Origin of the sequence: Acinetobacter sp. C32I (genome assembly GCF_023702715.1) — a bacterium.
Taxonomy (GTDB): Bacteria; Pseudomonadota; Gammaproteobacteria; order Pseudomonadales; family Moraxellaceae; genus Acinetobacter.
The window spans coordinates 95,759-115,781 of sequence record NZ_CP098480.1 but is presented as its reverse complement, the minus strand read 5'-3'; the positions used below and the strand labels follow the sequence as shown (position 1 = coordinate 115,781).

Sequence of the window (20,023 nt, the reverse complement as noted above, 5' to 3'; positions counted from 1 at the left end):
TAGAAAATAAATCTGTTCAACAAAAACGGCCCAAAGAAACTCTGGGCCGTTTGCACTCTCGACGCTTTAATTTGCCACCATTACATGTCGCAAAAATGACAAGCTTGCGTCAAAACGCATTAAGCCTCAGATGCGTCTTTCGCAGCATCATCGCCTTTTGCTTGTGCATTAGCTTGTGATTGAGCGTATTCTTTACCAGCAAGAATCGCATCAGCCATAGCTGAAGCATACAAAGTTACTGCACGAATCGCATCGTCGTTACCCGGAATAACGTAATCAACGTTGTCTGGGTTAGAGTTTGTATCAACGATACCGATTACAGGAATACCTAAGTTTTTCGCTTCTTTGATTGCAATCGCTTCGTGATCAACGTCGATTACAAATAATGCGTCAGGTAAACCACCCATGTTCTTAACGCCGCCTAAAGCACGTTCAAGTTTTTCCATCTCACGAGTACGCTCTAAAGCTTCACGTTTAGTAAGCTTAGCAAAAGTACCGTCTTGAGATTGAGTTTGAAGGTCTTTTAAACGGTTGATAGATTGGCGAAGTGTTTTCCAGTTCGTCAACATACCACCTAACCAACGGTGATCTACATATGGTTGACCAGCGCGTTGAGCTTGTTCACGGATGATGTTAGAAGCAGCACGTTTAGTACCAACGAACAATACTTTGTTCTTTTTGCTTGCAAGATTGTTAACAAAGTTCAAAGCATCATTTAACGCAGGAACAGTGTGCTCAAGGTTGATGATGTGAATTTTGTTACGCGCGCCAAAAATGTATTGACGCATTTTTGGGTTCCAGAAACGAGTTTGGTGACCAAAGTGTGCGCCTGCTTGAAGAAGGTCGCGCATGCTTACGTTGTAATCTGCCATTTTCTTTACCTTAAAGTTTGGGTTAGGCCTCCATATATCCGCATTCTCCACCTATTGCTAGGCACCCAGAGTAATGTGTCGATATATGTGCGGATTTTTTTACGACTATTGTTATCAGATATCTTCGTAAAATCTTTTCATAAATAATAAAAGATAGTCACGAAAAGCATTTGATAAAATAGGCGGCTATTTATACCATAGACGCTTGCAAATTACCAAAAGTTTTTAGAGATCATGAATACAACTTATACGGCCCCACGTCGATTAATCAAAACACCTGAAGAAATTGAAAAGATGCGTGTTGCAGGGAAATTGGCGGCTGAAGTTCTAGACATGATTAAACCGCATATTAAAGCGGGTGTAAGCACACTAGAACTCGATACAATCTGTCGCAATCATATTGAAAATGTTCAACAAGCAATTCCTGCATGTGTAGGCTATGGTGCTGCACCAGGCCGCCCTGCATTCCAACATTCTATTTGTACGTCGGTTAACCATGTGGTTTGTCATGGAATTCCCTCTGAAAATAAAATCTTAAAAAATGGCGATATTCTGAATATTGACGTGACTGTGATTAAAGATGGCTATCACGGCGATACCAATATGATGTATGTCATTGGTGGCGAAACATCGATTCTTGCCAATCGTTTATGTTCAGTGGCACAAGAAGCCATGTATCGCGGTATGGCAACGGTAAAAGATGGCTCATATTTAGGTGATGTGGGTTATGCCATTCAACAATATGTTGAATCTGAGCGCTTTAGTGTTGTGCGTGAATATTGTGGTCACGGAATTGGTAATGTGTTCCATGATGAACCACAAGTTTTACATTATGGTCAAAAAGGTACGGGTATGCGTCTAGAGGCTGGCATGACCTTTACCATTGAACCAATGGTCAACGCAGGTGTTTGGCAAACTAAACTTTTAGGTGATAAGTGGACCGTTGTCACAAAAGATCACAAGTTATCTGCTCAATATGAACATACGATTTTGGTAACACAAACAGGGATCGAAGTTTTAACCGCTCGCCCTGAAGAAGACCTATCACGCTTTATGTAATTCATAATCTTTGAATTATTTTAAAAAAGTCACTTCGGTGGCTTTTTTTATCTCTTCACAATTCCTTCATCAATTTATTTAAAGCAAACAATTTTTTTCATAAGCATAACAATTATAAATTCTAACTAAACAAAGCTCGCGCAAAAAAGAGTTATGGTGGGCGCAAGAAAAATCCTAACAAACTTCTGGACATGGAGTCCCAAATGATGAAGAAATCATTCGCTTGCCTGATTACAGGCGTATGTGCCCTACCGACACTTGCTTTCGCAGACTCACCTTATTTCAGCTTAAAAGATGGAGATGGTTTTAAACGCTTTTCCGTTTCCGTAGGTGCTTTGTATGTAAAACCAACAGGTAAAGCACAACCCGTCAAAGTTAACACTGCTGTCGCAAACGGAGAACAATCCAAAGTTGGAGATGTTTCAATAAAAACCGTTAAAGACAGTATATCTAAAGATATGGACCCTAACCTATCAACAGCTTTCATTAATTTTTTAGATGGCTTGGGACAAGAAACCTTACCTGGTTCATTAAGTGGTAATGCCGAAATCTATGGTCTAAACGAATGGAATAACCCAGGTACAGGATTAGAAGCAGATGATGTAATGACTCTTGGCATCATGACAAATTACTTCTTCACTGATAATGTTTCACTTGAAGTTAAAGCTGGTATTCCACCAAAGGTCGACATTCAAGGTAAAGGACAAATTTACGCACCATTAACAGCTACAGCACATCCATCAATAGAACTTCCTATTATTGGAGGGATAGATTTACCTTCAATCGATTTAGAAAAACAAATTTTCATTACTGACCTAGAAGCACATGGTACAGCAGCAACGGCTAGAGCATGGACGCCAGCTTTTGAACTCCAATATCATTTCGGTAAAACAGGTGTAAATAAATTCAGACCCTATGTTGGATTAGGTCTAATGTATGCTTATTTTAATGAGCTGAAAATCAATTCCGCAATCGAAAATGATCTAATCAATGCTGGACATATGATTGTCAATATTAAAGATGGTAAAGCAGGTGCAGCCTTGGATCAAAAGACCAGCTCTGGTGATCCAAAAGTTAAATTAGAAGCTTCAGATGCATTTGCACCTGTTGCCACTGCTGGTTTTACTTATGATTTCAATGATCGTTGGTTTGCCGTTGGTTCTGTTTCATATGCACACCTTACAGGAGAAGCAACAATAACAGTGAATGATGCTAAATATGGAGAGCTCATTCGCGCAAAAACAGATATCGAGATTAACCCTATTTTAGGTTATGCAGGTGTTGGTTACCGCTTCTAAATTTAATTTCATAAAAAAGCAGCACTCGCTGCTTTTTTATTGTGCAATCTTTCAAAGCAGCATGATCAAAAATCACGCACCACGAGAAAGCAATTTTCAGAAGATTGTCTAACATAGTCACCTTCAATCTACCACCCCACATTTATACCAATATTCTTGGTTCACTTAATCCTCTTATAAATACCTTGATGATTAACATTTTAAATTGTTCATTTGGTTAATTTAATTTTCTGGCACGGCACTTGCTATATATCAAACAAATTGAATCAATGACGATTCATAAAACAATTTGATGACGGCCAACGACGTCCGTTCTGTTCGATTTGCTTAAGCAGCGTAATGACTAAGCAAAATAAATGACGTGCAGTTCAGGAGAAAGTTATGTCTTCACCAATGAATATTGATGCAAAAAAAGCCACCGAAATAAAATTATTTAGTTTTTCAACACCTGCCATGCGTGCGTTCCATATGACATGGCTGGCATTCTTTGTCTGTTTCTTCGCATGGTTTGCCTGCGCACCACTTATGCCTGTCATTAAAGGCGAGTTCAATTTAACCAAAGATCAAATTGCCAATATCAACATTGCAGCCGTTGCGATTACCATTTTAATTCGACTCATCGTTGGCCCACTCTGTGATAAATACGGCCCACGCAAAACCTACACTGCCCTTTTACTGCTTGGCAGTATTCCTGTTTTTGGTGTTGCTGCTGCAAATACCTATGAATCCTTCTTATTCTTCCGCTTATTGATTGGTGCAATTGGCGCGAGCTTTGTAATTACCCAATACCATACCAGTGTGATGTTTGCACCAAACGTGGTAGGCACAGCCAATGCAGCTTCTGCTGGTTGGGGAAATGCAGGTGGTGGTGCAACCCAAGCAATTATGCCTCTTATTTTAGGTGCAATCGTCATGTTTGGTGTGGAACAAGCGATGGGATGGAGAATTGCGCTACTTGTACCAGGCATCATGATGCTAATCGTTGGCGTACTATACTGGAAACTCACTCAAGATTGTCCTCAAGGCAATTTTAAAGAGTTGCGTGAACAAGGCATCGAAGTTGGTGCCGGTAAAAAAGGTGGTGTTGCGATTCTGATGCAAGCTGCACGTAATTATCGTGTCTGGATTCTATTTGTTTCTTATGCTGCCTGTTTTGGTATCGAGATTTTTATTCACAACATTGCCGCCATGTACTATGTCGATCACTTCAATATGGGGCTCAAAGAAGCAGGTTTGACTGCGGGTATTTTCGGTCTGCTTGCCCTATTTGCCCGTGCATTGGGAGGTTATCTTTCAGATAAAGTTGCAATATCAAAAGGTTTAGATGGTCGAACAAAAGTATTGTTTATCATGATCCTATGTGAAGGCTTATTCCTCATACTTTTTTCTCAGATGAATACCGTAGCACTTGCAATTATCAGCATGACCGTTTTTGCCTTATTTACCCATATGTCTTGTGGTGCAACTTACGCGCTTGTGCCATTTATTGATCGCAATGCTCTCGGTGGTGTCGCAGGTATCATCGGTGCAGGCGGTAATGTTGGTGCTGTTGCTGCAGGTTTCTTACTCAAAGGTTTACTCGACGTACAAACCTGCCTGATGATTTTAGGTGCTTTGGTGACCGTAGCCGCATTCAGTGTCATCCTCATTCGCTTCTCGGTCGAACATAAAGCCAAAGAACAAAAATTGTTCGAGCAAGCTGTATTGGAACGTAACTCTCTCGCTTAATCACAACATATTTTGTGTGGGATAAACCCTCCCACACGGTTTTCAAATTAAATACTTCAACACCATTTTTCAGGGGTCGCAATATGAAATTGAATCTTCTTGGCTTTGCCATGCTCGGATGTCTAGCCAATACTACTTTTGCAGCAGCAACACTTTATGGGGAAATTGATACCAGTATCGATTACTTACCAGAAAAAAATGCCAACAGCTCAAATAAAGATGTGTGGGAAATCAGCTCCAATAGCTCCTATCTGGGTATTAAAGGAGATGAGAAACTAACTGAGCGTCTAAGCGCAGTTTATGCGATTGAATGGGGATTGAGTGCCGACGGCGATGGAACAGACTGGACGCAACGAAACCGCTTTGTCGGATTAAAGGACAGTCAATTCGGCACCATCAAAGTGGGTAAACATGATACACCTGTCAAACAGCTCTCAAGTACAGTTGATATTTTCAATAATTATGTGGCAAATAAAGCGGATATTGGCGGGATTCTGACTGGAGAAAACCGTATCGATAACGTCGTTCTCTATGAATCGCCAGTTATTCACCTCTCTAAAGGCGTGGTTAAACTCAATGCTCTGCTCGCCACGGGAGAGTCATCTGGCATTAAAACATCCAGCGGCGGTGCAAAAGTCGCAGGTCGTGGTTTAGGTGATGCGTGGTCTGCCAGTCTGGTCTATGAACATCCATTTTTTGTCGCAGGTCTTGGTTATGACAAGGCCATTCCGAGCACCTTTGCAGGGCGTGGCTTTCTTAATGTTGCCACAGGACAGGCATATACAGCCGACGCACAAGCTTTTGCGACAGCAAATACCATACGTGCCATCGGGCGTTTAAATCCGATTGATGGTTTGGCGATTAAAAGCTTGTATCAACGCTCCGAAATGGAACAAACCAGCTATGCAGACCCAGCTGAAGCAATAAAATGGGCCACAAAAGCCAATAATATTGATGATGCTCAAGGTTGGTTAGTGGGTGCCGAATATATTCTTCCAAATGCAAAAAAATGGATGCTCAAAGCACAATATAGCCAGAATGATACCCGCTTTAAAAACACCACAGCTGATTTTAAAGCCAAACAAATCATGGCTGGGGCTGATTATGCCTTTAATAAGCAGGTGAAAAGCTATGGCTATGTAGGTTATTTAACACTTGAACAAGCAGATAAAAAAGACAAGCAACCTGTCGTCGGATTAGGCTTGGAACTTAAGTTCTAAATTATATCCTGCCATTTGAAACAAAACGGTCAACTTACAGTTGACTGTTTTGATGACTTTAAATCTTGTCACAATAATTTTTGCAGGGAATCGAAATATGGCGAGAAGTATTTTAGAATACTTTTCACTTATTCCAAGATTACAACAACAATGTCAAACCCTCAATTTTCCAAACAATTGGTCTATATGCTGATCGGAAGTGCGCTGATTCTTGCCCTTTCATTGGGTGTACGCCATGGCTTTGGTTTATATCTGGTCCCCATGAGCGATAGTTTTGGTTGGGGCCATCATATTTTTAGTTTTGCGATTGCCATGCAAAACCTGATCTGGGGGGCTGCACAACCCTTTACCGGTGCGATTGCTGACAAGTACGGTACTAAAAAAGTCGTGATGGCGGGGGGTGTACTCTATGCTATTGGCTTAGTCCTTATGGCATTTAGCTCTACAGGACTCTTACTTAACCTCAGCTTAGGACTCGTGATTGGACTCGCCTTATCTGCGACCTCTTTTACAGTATTGCTTTCTGCCGTTGGTCGTGCTGCACCACCAGAGAAACGCAGTATGGTCATGGGGATTGCCAGTGCTGCGGGGTCCTTTGGCCAGTTTATTATGCTGCCTTCAACCTTGTTACTCCTTAAAACGATTGGTTGGTCTTCTGCTTTACTGGTGAGTGCCTTTGCTATTGCATTCATTGTTCCCTTGGCTTGGTTATTGAAATCCCCTTCTTCTACCGCACCTAAAGCGCTGAATCAACCAAGCTTAAGCTTTAAACAGGTTTTACATATCGCAAGAAAACACAAACCTTTTTGGTGGTTATCGCTCGGCTTTCTGGTCTGTGGTTTCCAAGTGGTATTTCTAGGCGTACACCTACCTGGTTATTTAATAGATCATGGCTTCGATGCCACAACAGGTACGATATTCTTGGCACTGGTCGGTCTATTTAATATTGTAGGGACCTATGGTGCAGGTTGGTTAGGTGATCGCTATTCAAAACCTAGGCTGCTGATGCTGCTTTACGGTTTACGCGGCATTGCCATTATTGCTTTTCTCTTGCTCCCACTCAGCACATTGACCATTTATAGTTTTGGGATCATTATGGGACTACTCTGGCTTTCCACTGTTCCGCTCACTAACGGGATTGTGGCCAATATGTTTGGGGTCAAATATTTATCCATGCTCAGTGGTATTGTGTTCTTTACTCATCAAATCGGCTCATTCTTTGGTGGCTGGCTTGGTGGGGTCAATCATGATATTGCAGGCAACTACAATATGATCTGGCTCGCCTGTTTAGTGCTGAGTGCTTTTGGTGTTGTTATCCATCTTTTCGTGAATGAAGAGGCTGTGATTCATGACTAATATAGAACGTCATTTTAAGTTGCTATTGTTTGTCACCCTTCTGTGCTTGATGAGTCTTTCGATCTTAATCTGGTTTCAGACCCCTGATTTATTTGAGTACTTCAACCAAGCATTTTGTGCACATTAAGGCAAATAGTGCATATTTGACCTTTGTCATATAAACATCAAAGCGCTGTCATCAAACCATCAAATTTCGATGCTTTAATAAAAAATAAAAACGTCAATAAAATGCAAAAAGCGTGTTGATCAGTCGATCAACACGCTTTTTTTATGACCTGAAATAAATAAGGGCCGCTCATCGGCAGCCCTTATTTATCATCAAAGCCAGCTTACTGTTGTTGACGCTTAGGCAATGGAATATATTGCGATTGTGCATTTTGTTGCGCTTTACGCTCTCCAACTTTAACCTGTAAAGTTTGTTGTTTGCCTTCACGCTCAATCACCACATCAATTAAACTTTCTGGCGCTTGTAACGCAACATAATTGATCAAGTGTGATGCAGTTGAAATTTGCTCATTATTCACTTGAATAATCTTATCACCACGCTTAATGCCTGCAGAATCAGATGGTCCGCCACGTATTACATCTGCAACAGTGACACCAACTGGTTTAGCGGTCAGAACATCTTCATCAATGTTATTTGGAATTAAGCTAATCCCTAACCAACCACGTACCACACGCCCATCTTTCAAAATTGAATTAAGAACTTGCTGACACACTTTGGCAGGTATCGCAAAACCAATTCCAAGTGAACCACCCGATTGCGAGAAGATGGCCGTATTGACCCCAATCAAATTACCCGCAACATCAATCAATGCACCGCCCGAGTTACCTGGGTTAATTGCAGCATCGGTTTGAATAAAGTCTTCATAGGTATTGATGCCCAAATCCGAACGTCCTGTAGCAGAAATAATCCCCTGAGTCACAGTTTGACCAACACCAAATGGATTACCAATCGCGAGCACAACATCACCCACTTCATTACCACTTAATTTAAATGGCAACACTGGTAATTTATCCAATTCAATTTTGATTACCGCCAAATCGGTGTCTGGGTCAGTGCCAACCACGGTCGCTTCAGCACGGCGCCCATCTTGTAAAGCCACGACAATATGTTCGGCCTGCGCAATCACATGATTATTCGTCAGAATATAACCATCCGCACGTACAATTACGCCTGAACCCAAACTGTTTTCGTTTTGGGGTTGTTGTGGCATTTGATTGCCGAAAAACTCACGAAACACAGGATCATTCAATAATGGATGATTCATCTGTTTCACTTTCTGTGTGGTAAAGATATTCACCACAGCAGGTGCCGCCACTTTGACCGCAGCGCTATACGAAACCACCCCACCCGTACGCGTGGTATCAATCAGTGGTTCAACCTTTTCTGCGGGCATTTTTACCCCATCAGCAGCCACCGTTGGTTTCGGTTGATGTGATTTCTGCCAAGCCAGAAAACTAAAAATAACAAGAATGAGTAATACCCAAGGTAACCATGTAAATGCACGGCGCACGTCTATTATCCTCTAGGCGAAATTATGTGATCAACGTAATTTATTGAAGAACTGGAAGTTTCCACCATTGTAAAGTAAATTGCTTAAAATCAATGCAAAAGTTAAAAAAGTTTTGTCTAGCTTTAGTTACATTTGAAAATATGTTCTTATTGTGCTGAGAAAAGATGTAAAAAGATTGAGGAATCACATGGCAAATTTGCATGACATTGTGCAATGGTGTAACCAGACTTTAAAAGCCAATGAATTTAAAGACTACGCACCAAACGGCTTACAGATCGAAGGCAAGTCTGAAGTCAATAAAATTGTATGTGCCGTGACTGCATCTGAAGATGCAATTGATGCTGCAATTGCCCAACAAGCCGATGCACTGCTTGTCCATCATGGCTATTTCTGGAAAGGCGAACCCTACCCAATTACGGGCATGCGTGGCAATCGTATCAAGAAACTGATTCAAAATAATATTTCCTTGATCGCCTACCATTTACCTTTGGATGCACATCCAACTTTAGGCAATAACATCGCCATTGCCGATTTGATCGGTCTCAAAGATTTGGAAGCTTTGGATCCAAGTGAAAAGCATCCAATTGGCAACATTGCCTATTTAGACAACCCACTAAGTCCAGAACAATTTAAAACAAAGTTACAGAGCATTTTTGACTTTAATGTGATTCATCTGCCAAGTGATAAATCGCTCATCAAAAAAGTTGGTTTCTGTACAGGCGGCGCACAAGATTTTATTGCCAAAGCAGCTCAAGCAGATTGTGATGCCTATATTTCGGGTGAAGTCAGCGAACGTACCTTCTATGAAGCAAAAGAACTCGGCGTACATTATTTTGCCTGTGGTCACCATGCCACTGAACGTTATGGTGTACAGCGTTTAGCACAGGCAATTGAAAATCAGTTTTCAATCAAAACCGAATATTTTGAACTCAACAATCCGATTTAACCTGATCCAACTTTGAAAGGCGTGAAATTCGTTTCACTCCTTTTCTTCATAATTTTTAAATGAATCCATTTTCAACTTAAAATTTGCGCTAGCATCACCAGCATTGCAACATCGTTACCCTATCTTTGGGCTTAAAAAGCCTAACTCAGAACACATTCTCTTTCATTGGCAAGTCAATTCAAGCCCCAACAAAAACCAATGATAAATAAAATTTATTTTTTATCCATTTTTATATAGATAAAAGCGAATTAAAAGATATTGATTCTCATTTGCTTTTAAATGAATAATGAAGGCGCTTTAATTTATGCCAAAAAAAATCATTTTGATTAAAAGGAATCAAACACATGGCTTATTCGTTACCGGCGCTTCCTTATGCTTACGATGCACTTGAACCCAATATTGATACCAAAACAATGGAAATTCACCATAGCAAACATCATCAGACCTACATCAATAATATTAATGGTGCAATTGAAGGTACAGAATGGGAAAAACTCCCCGTAGAAGAATTGGTTGCCAGAGTGAATGACGTCCCTGCTGCTCTTAAAAATATGGTGATTAACAATGGTGGCGGACACGCCAATCATTCACTTTTTTGGACGATCATGAGCCCGCAAGGTGGCGGACAACCAACAGGAGCTGTTGCTGAAGCAATTGATCAACAACTGGGTGGTTTCGATGCTTTTAAAGATGCATTCACCAAAGCAGCGATTAGTCGTTTTGGCAGTGGTTGGGCATGGCTGAGTGTGACACCTGAACACAAATTAGTGGTCGAAAGTAGTGGCAATCAAGACTCACCCTTGATGCATGGCAATACGCCTATTTTAGGTCTGGATGTATGGGAACATGCGTATTATTTAAAATACCAAAACCGCCGCCCTGAATATATTGCTGCATTTTATAATGTGGTGGCTTGGGATGAAGTCAATCGTCGTTATCATGATGCATTACAAGCCAAAACTCAGTAATTTTCATAGCAGTCCAAGTTAAATCAGCATCTCTATAAAAATAAGTTAGAGTTTTTTGCAACGTTCACTAACCGAGCTAAAAACTCTAATCATTGTTGTATCGTATATGTCTCATAAAGAAATTTTTTGCATATTTTGTGTATTAAAAGACTGCCCTATTGTCTATAGAATCATTTACAATAAAGGCACTTAATGTAAAACCCAGCAAATTTGCAAGGAATGAAACATGACAACCATTACTTTACCTGCACTTCCATATGGCTATGATGATTTAGCGCCACACATCACTCGCGAAACTTTAGAATACCATCACGACAAACACCACAATACTTATGTTGTTAACTTAAACAACTTAATCAAAGGTACTGACCTTGAAGGTAAATCTTTAGAAGAAATCATCAAAGCGTCTGCTGGTGATGCATCTAAAGCAGGTATCTTTAACAATGCTGCACAAGTATGGAACCACACGTTCTACTGGAACAGCATGAAGCCAAATGGTGGTGGTAAACCGACTGGTGCGATTGCAGCGAAAATTGAAGAAGCTTTTGGTAGCTACGAAAAGTTTGCAGAGGAATTTACTGCTGCTGCAACAACTCAATTCGGTTCAGGTTGGGCTTGGTTAGTTGCTGATGAAGTAAACGGAAAATTATCGATTACTAAAACTGCCAATGCAGATACGCCACTTGCACATGGCCAAGTTGCAGTATTAACTATCGACGTATGGGAACACGCTTACTACATCGACTTCCGTAACTTACGTCCTAAATACATCGCGACTTTCTTAGAAAGCCTAGTAAACTGGGACTATGCAAATGCAAAACTTGCAGGTCAAGCAGCGGGTGTTGAGAAATAATTTATTATTTCTCAAACTAAAAAAACTGCTCATTATGAGCAGTTTTTTTATGCTTATATTTTGATGGAATCATTCAACTCAGCCGTTCAATTCTGTTGCTCTTTTTAAATAAAGTCTCTTTTACATCGCCCTTAGATTCATAAAAATAGACCTATCTCATTGAATAATTTTTCAATAGAAAGTGTCTCATCACTAATAATCAGAAAGGCCATAATTAGTTTTCTTGAAACAAAGATTCAGTCTTAAGTATTTATTTTAAAGCAAAAAAAACCCTGCTTTCGCAGGGTTTCTCTTGAATCAGTTCAGTGCTTAGTGAGCAGCGAATTGGTTCATTGTGTTTTTAGCATCATCGTGTGCTTTAAGAGCGTTGTCACCAGAGAAGATTTCTTTGTGATCATCACCGATGTCAGAACCCGCCATTGCTTGGTGTTTAACACAAGCGATACCACCACGGATTTCTTTACGTTGTACGCCAGCAACATAAGCCAACATACCTTCAGAACCGAAGTAACCTTGTGCAAGCTCATGAGTAGAAAGCGCAGCAGTGTGGTAAGTTGGAAGTGTGATCAAGTGATGGAACACACCCGCTTCACGAGCAGCATCTGCTTGGAATGTACGGATCTTAGCGTCTGCATCAGCAGCTAATTCAGTAGCATCGTACTCAGCGCTCATTAATTTAGCACGGTCGTAAGCAGAAACGTCTTTACCTTCAGCAACCCAACGGTCGTAAGCTTGTTGACGGAAGTTTAAAGTCCAGTTGAACGATGGGCTGTTGTTATAAACAAGCTTCGCATTTGGAACTGTTTCACGTACACGGTTAACCATGTGAGCGATTTCTTCTACGTTTGGAGTCGCAGTTTCGATCCAAAGAAGGTCAGCACCATTTTGAAGGCTAGATACACAGTCAAGTACAACACGGTCAATTTGAGTGTCAGCACGGAACTGATACAAGCCAGAAGCTAAACGCTTAGGACGGTGTAATTTACCATCACGCTTGATGAGGATTTCGTCTTCTTGCGCATCAGCGATGTCGATTTCAGTTGTATCTAAATAGCTGATGTATTGAGAAGCGATGTCACCTGGCTCTTTAACCACTGGGATTTTTTGAGTCAAGTCAGCGCCTTCAGAGTCAGTACGCGCAACGATGATACCGTCATCAAGACCCATTTCTAAGAATGCATAACGTAATGCATGGATTTTAGCGATGAAGTCTTCGTGTGGAACAGTTACTTTACCAGCTTGGTGACCACATTGTTTCGCATCAGATACTTGGTTTTCGATTTGAAGGGCACAAGCACCCGCTTCGATCATTTTCTTAGCAAGTAAGTAAGTTGCTTCTTCGTTACCGAAACCAGCATCGATGTCCGCAATAATTGGCACAACGTGAGTTTCAAAGTTGTCGATTTGAGCAGTGATTTCAGCAGCTTTAGCCGTATCACCCGCTTCGTTTGCTTTTTTAAGTGCGCGGAATAAATCGTTTAATTCTTTCGCATCAGCTTGACGTAAGAACGTGTAGATTTCTTCGATCAATGCAGGAACAGAAGTTTTTTCATGCATAGATTGGTCAGGAAGTGGACCAAATTCTGAACGAAGCGCAGCAACCATCCAACCAGAAAGGTAGATATAACGACGTTCAGTAGTACCAAAGTATTTTTTATTCGCGATCATTTTTTGTTGCGCGATGAAACCGTGCCAGCAACCTAATGATTGAGTATATTTGCTAGAATCAGCATCATAAGCAGCCATATCACGACGCATAATCGCAGCTGTATATTTAGCAATGTCTAAACCAGTTTTGAAACGGTTTTGCAATTGCATACGAGCAGCATCTTCAGGACTAATATCTGCCCAAGTGTTGCCAAATTTTGCTTTTAATTCGCGGATTGCATCAATCGCTGTTTGATATGTAGTCATGATATATTCCTTTGAGGATTGGCATCGAATGAGGGCTAGGAAATCCTGATTTTAGTTAGTCTAGATTTCAAGCGCCCCATCAACATGTCTCAAAGCTTAGTCTTTGGCAAGCGATTTATCCAATATTCTGGCTTAATCTTCAGTATTTTCTAAAAAAATATATGTATAAGCATTTTTCAAAAATGCCAAAAATAACACCTAAACAAATGTTTTTATTAAAATTTTAAAATACACAAACAAGTCAAACAAACCGATTTCAGTACAATTTTCTAGACTCCCCAGTTCATAAAAACCCAGATTTTGGCGATTTAAAAACCTAAAAACACCAATTTTTTTCTGTGATTTTGCTCAATTTGCATCAAATGAACGCCACCGATGAAACCTGCTAAATTAAATAAATCAACCGAATGTGCCAAGTTGCGATACACATAGTGCTACAGTCGCGTTATAGCGGATTAAGTTACACAAATTGCTTTAGATATGTCATAATTCAACACAATTTAAGGATTTTATTTTCGGTATTTTTTTTATGAATCTGGAGCGAGTCGATCTCAATTTATTAATTTATCTTGACGTACTTCTTCGTGAAAAAAATGTCACCCGTGCAGCGGAGCAACTGGGTGTTACCCAACCTGCAATGAGTAATATTTTACGTCGACTACGTAATTTGTTTAATGACCCCCTACTCATTCGCTCTTCTGAAGGCATGACGCCAACTGAACGTGCATTAGAATTACAGCCTCGTATTCGAGATGCATTGTCAGACCTTTCAATGATTCTTGAACCACGTACCGAATTCCGTCCTTATACCAGTAATCGCGTATTCCGGATTATGACCTCCGATTATGCCGAAGCAACACTAGTTCCACGTTTAGTGAAGGCATTACGTTCAGAAGCACCCAATGTGGTCTTGGATTTCTTGACACCAAGCGATGTGTCTTATCGCGACATGGAACAAGGCAAAGTTGATTTAGCCATTAACCGCTTCAATGAAATTCCACAAAGCTTCCACCAAGTTCTGGTATGGCGTGATAGTTTTAGCTGTATTCTGAATGACAAACATCCTGCGGTAACCCACCTTAATTTAAAAAGCTATTTGGATGCACAACATATTTGGGTATCTAAAACAGGTATGGGTGTCGGCTTTGGTGTCAATCCAGAAAAACAAGCTGGATTAGGTTGGATTGATCAAGCTTTAGAGCGTATCGGTCAACGCCGTAAGATCTCGGTCTTTACTCGCCATTATCAAATGCCGGCATTATTGGCACAGAATGTAGATTTAATTGCAACCTTACCAACTCGTATGGCACGTTTGCAAACTCAGAATCCACGACTGGTTATAAAGGATCCTCCTTTTTATATTCCAGAGTTTGAACTGAAAATGGCTTGGTGTCCGTTATTGCATCATCATCCTGCACATCGTTGGCTCAGACAATTAATTTTGTTTGTTGCTCGCCAAATGATTGAGGAAGAAAATCGTGAGTATTTGTTGAATAATGGCAATTCGCAATTACCACACAGCTTTTTTTAATTAAGCAGATTAACAAGATGAAATTTCAGCCATATCTTAGGTGTGGCTGATTGTTTTAATAATAATATCAATAAAAACTTATTTCTTTTACTTATTGATAGATTATATTCTCTTACAGAATAAGCGAGTGAAATAATGCCTAACCAACAATTATTTGCATAAGCGAACGTATAGGCTGTGTCCTACCAACAAAGGTGATGTATGGATATTTTCCAAAGCATGATGATTCTAGTTATTCTAGTCGCATGTTCATTCTTTTTATCCTTATCTGAAATCGCGATTGCTGGATCACGAAAAATCAAACTCAAACTCCTTGCTGAAAGTGGTGAGGAACGTGCTAATAAAGTCATCGAGTTACAAGAGAACTCAGCAGACTTTTTTGCATCAACCCAAGTCGGTGTGAATGCCGTCGCAATCTTAGGGGGTATTGTTGGTGAATCCTCATTACGTCCTTACTTCCACAATTTGGCGACTGAGCTTTATCCAGGACCTTGGGCAGATACCATCGGATTCAGTTTATCCTTTTTAACCGTCACCTCCCTGTTTATCTTATTTGCAGACTTGATGCCAAAACGTCTGGCGATGATCTTTCCAGAAAAACTAGCCATCAAAGTCATCAACCCAATTACCATCTTTATCAAAATCTGCAGACCATTGGCTTGGTTTATTAATATCATTGCCAATTCAATTTTTAGAATCTTTAAAATTGACACCAAACGCGATGACAGCATGACCTTTGATGATATTTCTGCCATCGTCAATGCAGGTGCACAAGCAGGCGTATTACAAAAACAAGAACACCATTTTATTGAGAACGTATTTGAACTTGAAGAACGTACTGTCCCATCCAGTATGACAGCACGGGAAAATATCGTTTATTTTACCCTGAATGAGGCTGAACACAGTATTCGTCAAAAGTTGGCCGATCACCCTTATTCAAAATTCTTAATTTGTAATGAACACATTGACCAAGTCATTGGCTATGTTGATGCCAAAGATATTCTGGTTCGAATTTTAAATAATCAATCTTTTACCCAACTCAATGAATCAATCATCCGTAATGTCCTGATTATTCCTGACACACTAACCTTATCAGAACTACTTGACCGATTCCGCTCAACCAAAGAGAAGTTTGCGGTTGTAATCAACGAGTATGCTCTAGTTGTTGGTGTGATTACGCTGAGTGACATTATGATCACCGTCATGGGCGACTGGGTCACGCCAATGGATGAAGAAAAACAAATTATTAAGCGTGATAACAACTCATGGCTCATTGATGGCAGTACACCAATTGAAGATGTAAAACATGCGCTGGTAATTGACGAATTCCCAGAAAATGAAAATTACGAGACAATTGCTGGCTTTATTATGTATCGTCTGCGCAAGATCCCGCGCCCTGCCGATGCTGTTGAATATGCGGGTTTTAAATTTGAAGTTGTCGATATCGACCACTACAAAATTGACCAGTTACTGGTCACACAAATCATCCCTACTCTAGAAAACGATACTTCTACGACTCAAGAAGATTAAGCAGAACAGTTCATGAAAAAAGCCCCATAATGGGCTTTTTTTATTTCATCATGAACCAGATCACAGCAGCAAAGATCAAGAGCATCAAACTAAAGATTTTAATGCCACCGCGACTACGCTGTGCCAATTGTTCTTGGATCTGTGCCTGTTCCTGCGGATGATCTTGCAGATACTGATCAATTAAATCTTTAGATTCCTTGAGGCCTAAACCTGTTTTTTCCCGTGTGATCTTAATTGCATCAATTAATTGCCCTGCTCTGAGCACATTGAGTGCTTCTGGCGGAATCTTTGGTGCTAAAGTCATAAAATTAACAATCCTTGTTATTTTCTATTGAGAACCGCATCAGAGCAGGATATTTAGAACTCCTTAATTTCCACCATACAATGAAATCAGCTCATCCAACACCGCTTGATAATGAATACCGATATCTTCTGCTAGGATTTTATAAGCATTATCAAACTGAACCATCGGCCAGCCTTCTTTCCAGAATGGGAAAATATTATGCAAATCGTGCGTTACAGTTGCATCTTCACGGCCAATGGCTTGGGCTACCTGAGCCAAGACCTGAGCCGTTTCAGCACCATCAATGGCTAAATAATCAATGCCACGCACTTTGAGAATACGGATACGGTCTTTTTTATAACGGATTTTTTTGGCCTGACCTGCATTTAAGCCCAATGCTAATGTCACCGCTTCTACAAACTTCTCTTCAAAGCTTGTACTGAGAGCGACCAAAGCCTGTTTATGTGCTTCTTGACGCCCAGCTTTACCCCCATTACGGATCATCTCATTTGCTTCCGTATCCAGCTTATCTTTTTTCATAGACTGTAAAATGTCTAAAATTTCGATATCGCTTAAAGATTCAGGAGATTGCTCAATCATGGGAGTCCTAATACACAAAAATAAAAAAGTATTGTCTCATAAAAGCCTATTTAAAACAGAATAAAAATTAAAAATGCGTGGTGATCTTCGTTATTTTTATCACGCCAATCCAACAAGCGATTTGATGAGTAACATACTTTTTTTGTTTATTTATTTGCCATAATTATTTTACCCTGATAATATTATTTTACCCCGATAAAAATATGCGATTATAATGAATCTTCAAACAACCTATACGGCATTCACTGGCAGTAACTTGATTGCAAGTGGTACCCCCACTGATCTTGCACTGAAAATTAAGCTCATTCCCGCGACAGTGGAAAATATCTTATTTTTTAATGATCAAACTGGCCAACAAATAGATCTTGATCTCTCTGGTTCTGAGCAAGAGCTACAGCAACGCTACGCTGAGCCAGAGGCAATTAAAAAAGTTGGGCGACCGAAACTCGGTGTCATTTCTCGTGAAATTACCTTACAGAAGAAACATTGGGACTGGTTAGATCAACAAAGTGCCAGTGCATCGGCTGTGATTCGTAAATTAATTGATAAAGAGCTGAATGATCCAAATTCTGAAAGTAATATTATGCTCGCCAAGCAAGCCACTGATCGTTTTATGTCAACCATGTTGGGTAATATGCCAAATTACGAAGAAGCAACACGTGCTTTATATCAGGGGGATCGCGAGATCTTCTTAAAGATGATTCAAGATTATCCTAAAGATATAAAAAGCTATTTAGTTTTCAAAACACGTCATATTTTCTAAATGCATTCTTTTTATCATTTGTTAAAATAACTTGCTCTATCTGTCTTAGGCGATAGAGCATTTTTATCACCATTGAGTGAAAATCATAATTTAATCATCATATAAAACTGATATTTAAAGACCTAAAAATATAGATATAAAAGGATAAGTAAAATGGTCAAACTTAAGAATGAGAATTTCCTTTATATCAGCCTATTCGTTTTGCTCTGGGGAAGTGCTGCTATTTTTACCAAATGGGGACTTCATCATGGTGCTGCAATTCCTTTTCTGTTTTTTCGTTTTTTGATTGCTACCGCATTAATTTTATCCTTCTGTGTGATTTCAAAACAGCCTTTTTACCCACAAAACACCTCTTTTAAATATGTCATATTGACAGGTTGCTTTTTAATTACGGGTTATACCTTATTTTATTTTTTATCCCTTGAATTTGGAATTTCCCCAGGGCTCCTTTCCACCATTCTTGCATTACAGCCCATTTTGACTTTTTTTATTACTGAAAAGAGTTTTTCCAAAGTGAAGCTTACTGGACTACTGCTTAGTTTTTTTGGAATTATTTGTTTGGTTTATAACAATATGTTTGTCAATAAATTATCTTTATGGGCAACGCTTGCTTCAATTATGTGCCTGACATGTATTACGGCAGGTGTGATTCTACAAAGAAAAATTTCTGAAAAACCATGGCACGTTTTACCACTACAATATACAATTTCTTTGATTTTCATAATCCTAATCACCCCTTTTCAATCATTTAATTTTGAGATGAATTTAGGTTTTTGGATTCCAGTTTTATATCAAGGCATCATTGTTTCTGTGATTGCCCAACTTATTTTCTATAAATTATTACAATCAGGAAATCTGGTGAATACAACCAGCTTATTCTATCTTGTACCCCTTGTGACTTTAATACTCGACTTTATGATTTTTAATACCCAACTTTCTAGTTTCGACTATATTGGAATTGCAGCGATCTTGAGTGGCGTTTATTTAGTGTATAGGAAAGCCACCAAAACAAATCGTTCTCAGACCTTGGACCATACGAAAGATACCTTATAGAATTGATCGAGAAATGTTTTGACGATGATTCAAGATTACCCTAAAGATATAAAAGAATATTTAATTCAAAAACCCAAAATATTTTTTAATTTTTTGATTGTTCCACCTCCTTGATCAGTGGAACAATCAGACATAATCTATAAATCATCTTCATCATTTATTGAAGATGTCATTTTCATATCAATATTTTTATAATCAATTTCCTGCAAACAACTTAGACATCTCTCTTTCAATTCATCAATCATTTGCTGTTGCTTTAGCTCTCCACTATCAAAGCAAGATAAAACATCAATCTCATCAAAACAAGCTATTACATATTTCAGATCATCGGAAATTATTGTGGATTTTAAGAATTCATTAGAAAAGCTCGGCCTTGCTAAAGAACATATTCCAACTTCAGGAGAAAGAATACCTTGTTTCATTGCTTCTAAAACACCCAAAGCTAGTGAAGCCAAATAAAATTCGGCATTTTTATTAAGGGTTTCAAGTTTCATTTATTAGAAATGTCGTTATATAAAATATAGAGTATCCA

The 20,023-nt window shown here is 39.5% G+C and carries 18 protein-coding genes; 12 read left to right on the top strand and 6 right to left on the bottom strand.

Annotation, left to right across the window (positions count from 1 at the left end):
• Positions 1-119: 119 nt before the first annotated feature.
• Positions 120-872, bottom strand: coding sequence for a 30S ribosomal protein S2 (rpsB, locus tag NDN13_RS00550; protein WP_004652723.1), 753 nt, complete (start codon positions 870-872; stop codon positions 120-122).
• 234 nt (positions 873-1,106) lie between these two features.
• Between rpsB and map the strand changes: the two genes are divergently transcribed.
• From map to NDN13_RS00525, 5 genes are all read left to right on the top strand, one after another.
• Positions 1,107-1,931 (top strand): type I methionyl aminopeptidase, encoded by an 825-nt coding sequence (gene map / locus NDN13_RS00545; RefSeq protein ID WP_016540537.1) that lies wholly within the window; start codon positions 1,107-1,109, stop codon positions 1,929-1,931.
• 203 nt (positions 1,932-2,134) lie between these two features.
• A complete protein-coding gene (locus NDN13_RS00540) occupies positions 2,135-3,229 on the top strand; it encodes an OmpW/AlkL family protein (protein WP_251116749.1) in 1,095 nt (364 codons plus the stop codon).
• 381 nt (positions 3,230-3,610) lie between these two features.
• On the top strand, positions 3,611-4,957 hold the full coding sequence (locus NDN13_RS00535; RefSeq protein ID WP_251116748.1) for an MFS transporter: 1,347 nt from the start codon (positions 3,611-3,613) through the stop codon (positions 4,955-4,957).
• An 83-nt stretch (positions 4,958-5,040) separates the two neighbouring features.
• Complete coding sequence (locus NDN13_RS00530) at positions 5,041-6,177, top strand: porin (protein WP_251116747.1); 1,137 nt, start codon at positions 5,041-5,043, stop codon at positions 6,175-6,177.
• 150 nt (positions 6,178-6,327) lie between these two features.
• Complete coding sequence (locus NDN13_RS00525; protein WP_251116746.1) at positions 6,328-7,533, top strand: MFS transporter; 1,206 nt, start codon at positions 6,328-6,330, stop codon at positions 7,531-7,533.
• Positions 7,534-7,862: 329 nt separating this feature from the next.
• Here the strand turns inward: NDN13_RS00525 and NDN13_RS00520 are convergent, their stop codons facing one another.
• On the bottom strand, positions 7,863-9,050 hold the full coding sequence (locus tag NDN13_RS00520) for a trypsin-like peptidase domain-containing protein (protein ID WP_251116745.1): 1,188 nt from the start codon (positions 9,048-9,050) through the stop codon (positions 7,863-7,865).
• A gap of 187 nt (positions 9,051-9,237) precedes the next feature.
• On the opposite strand from NDN13_RS00520, the gene NDN13_RS00515 reads away from it, so the two are divergent.
• The 3 genes from NDN13_RS00515 (at position 9,238) to sodB (ending at position 11,817) form a co-directional block, all read left to right on the top strand.
• Complete coding sequence (locus tag NDN13_RS00515) at positions 9,238-9,996, top strand: Nif3-like dinuclear metal center hexameric protein (RefSeq protein WP_251116744.1); 759 nt, start codon at positions 9,238-9,240, stop codon at positions 9,994-9,996.
• Positions 9,997-10,340: 344 nt separating this feature from the next.
• On the top strand, positions 10,341-10,964 hold the full coding sequence (locus NDN13_RS00510) for a superoxide dismutase (protein WP_251116743.1): 624 nt from the start codon (positions 10,341-10,343) through the stop codon (positions 10,962-10,964).
• Between the two features lie 226 nt (positions 10,965-11,190).
• Positions 11,191-11,817, top strand: coding sequence for a superoxide dismutase SodB (gene sodB, locus NDN13_RS00505; RefSeq protein WP_251116742.1), 627 nt, complete (start codon positions 11,191-11,193; stop codon positions 11,815-11,817).
• 309 nt (positions 11,818-12,126) lie between these two features.
• On the opposite strand, the gene NDN13_RS00500 is transcribed toward sodB, so the two are convergent.
• Positions 12,127-13,731 (bottom strand): isocitrate lyase, encoded by a 1,605-nt coding sequence (locus NDN13_RS00500; RefSeq protein ID WP_016540529.1) that lies wholly within the window; start codon positions 13,729-13,731, stop codon positions 12,127-12,129.
• Positions 13,732-14,260: 529 nt separating this feature from the next.
• Here NDN13_RS00500 and NDN13_RS00495 point away from each other — a divergent pair.
• On the top strand, positions 14,261-15,262 hold the full coding sequence (locus NDN13_RS00495) for a LysR family transcriptional regulator (protein ID WP_004652708.1): 1,002 nt from the start codon (positions 14,261-14,263) through the stop codon (positions 15,260-15,262).
• A 201-nt stretch (positions 15,263-15,463) separates the two neighbouring features.
• Entirely contained in the window at positions 15,464-16,792 is a 1,329-nt protein-coding gene (paeA, locus tag NDN13_RS00490) for a polyamine export protein PaeA (protein WP_251116741.1), read from the top strand.
• Between the two features lie 40 nt (positions 16,793-16,832).
• On the opposite strand, the gene NDN13_RS00485 is transcribed toward paeA, so the two are convergent.
• The gene (locus NDN13_RS00485; RefSeq protein ID WP_251116740.1) at positions 16,833-17,096 is read right to left on the bottom strand and encodes a ribosomal protein L7/L12; all 264 of its coding nucleotides are present in this window, start codon (positions 17,094-17,096) and stop codon (positions 16,833-16,835) included.
• A 63-nt stretch (positions 17,097-17,159) separates the two neighbouring features.
• Complete coding sequence (locus NDN13_RS00480; protein ID WP_251116739.1) at positions 17,160-17,675, bottom strand: hypothetical protein; 516 nt, start codon at positions 17,673-17,675, stop codon at positions 17,160-17,162.
• 214 nt (positions 17,676-17,889) lie between these two features.
• On the opposite strand from NDN13_RS00480, the gene NDN13_RS00475 reads away from it, so the two are divergent.
• Both NDN13_RS00475 and NDN13_RS00470 read left to right on the top strand, forming a co-directional pair.
• Complete coding sequence (locus NDN13_RS00475; protein ID WP_251116738.1) at positions 17,890-18,438, top strand: DUF2239 family protein; 549 nt, start codon at positions 17,890-17,892, stop codon at positions 18,436-18,438.
• A gap of 153 nt (positions 18,439-18,591) precedes the next feature.
• Positions 18,592-19,491, top strand: a complete 900-nt coding sequence (locus NDN13_RS00470; RefSeq protein ID WP_251116737.1) for a DMT family transporter — start codon at positions 18,592-18,594, stop codon at positions 19,489-19,491.
• A gap of 137 nt (positions 19,492-19,628) precedes the next feature.
• Here the strand turns inward: NDN13_RS00470 and NDN13_RS00465 are convergent, their stop codons facing one another.
• Positions 19,629-19,985, bottom strand: coding sequence for a hypothetical protein (locus NDN13_RS00465; RefSeq protein ID WP_251116736.1), 357 nt, complete (start codon positions 19,983-19,985; stop codon positions 19,629-19,631).
• Positions 19,986-20,023 lie beyond the last annotated feature (38 nt).

Bases quoted from the DNA above. Each gene is read 5' to 3' on its own strand.
- rpsB (WP_004652723.1), bottom strand. From the start codon at position 872: ATGGCAGATTACAACGTAAGCATGCGCGACCTTCTTCAAGCAGGCGCA.
- NDN13_RS00465 (WP_251116736.1), bottom strand. From the start codon at position 19,985: ATGAAACTTGAAACCCTTAATAAAAATGCCGAATTTTATTTGGCTTCA.
- NDN13_RS00495 (WP_004652708.1), top strand. From the start codon at position 14,261: ATGAATCTGGAGCGAGTCGATCTCAATTTATTAATTTATCTTGACGTA.
- map (WP_016540537.1), top strand. From the start codon at position 1,107: ATGAATACAACTTATACGGCCCCACGTCGATTAATCAAAACACCTGAA.
- NDN13_RS00540 (WP_251116749.1), top strand. From the start codon at position 2,135: ATGATGAAGAAATCATTCGCTTGCCTGATTACAGGCGTATGTGCCCTA.
- NDN13_RS00485 (WP_251116740.1), bottom strand. From the start codon at position 17,096: ATGACTTTAGCACCAAAGATTCCGCCAGAAGCACTCAATGTGCTCAGA.
- NDN13_RS00500 (WP_016540529.1), bottom strand. From the start codon at position 13,731: ATGACTACATATCAAACAGCGATTGATGCAATCCGCGAATTAAAAGCA.
- NDN13_RS00535 (WP_251116748.1), top strand. From the start codon at position 3,611: ATGTCTTCACCAATGAATATTGATGCAAAAAAAGCCACCGAAATAAAA.
- NDN13_RS00470 (WP_251116737.1), top strand. From the start codon at position 18,592: ATGGTCAAACTTAAGAATGAGAATTTCCTTTATATCAGCCTATTCGTT.
- NDN13_RS00530 (WP_251116747.1), top strand. From the start codon at position 5,041: ATGAAATTGAATCTTCTTGGCTTTGCCATGCTCGGATGTCTAGCCAAT.
- NDN13_RS00525 (WP_251116746.1), top strand. From the start codon at position 6,328: ATGTCAAACCCTCAATTTTCCAAACAATTGGTCTATATGCTGATCGGA.
- NDN13_RS00510 (WP_251116743.1), top strand. From the start codon at position 10,341: ATGGCTTATTCGTTACCGGCGCTTCCTTATGCTTACGATGCACTTGAA.
- paeA (WP_251116741.1), top strand. From the start codon at position 15,464: ATGGATATTTTCCAAAGCATGATGATTCTAGTTATTCTAGTCGCATGT.
- NDN13_RS00475 (WP_251116738.1), top strand. From the start codon at position 17,890: ATGAATCTTCAAACAACCTATACGGCATTCACTGGCAGTAACTTGATT.
- NDN13_RS00480 (WP_251116739.1), bottom strand. From the start codon at position 17,675: ATGATTGAGCAATCTCCTGAATCTTTAAGCGATATCGAAATTTTAGAC.
- NDN13_RS00515 (WP_251116744.1), top strand. From the start codon at position 9,238: ATGGCAAATTTGCATGACATTGTGCAATGGTGTAACCAGACTTTAAAA.
- sodB (WP_251116742.1), top strand. From the start codon at position 11,191: ATGACAACCATTACTTTACCTGCACTTCCATATGGCTATGATGATTTA.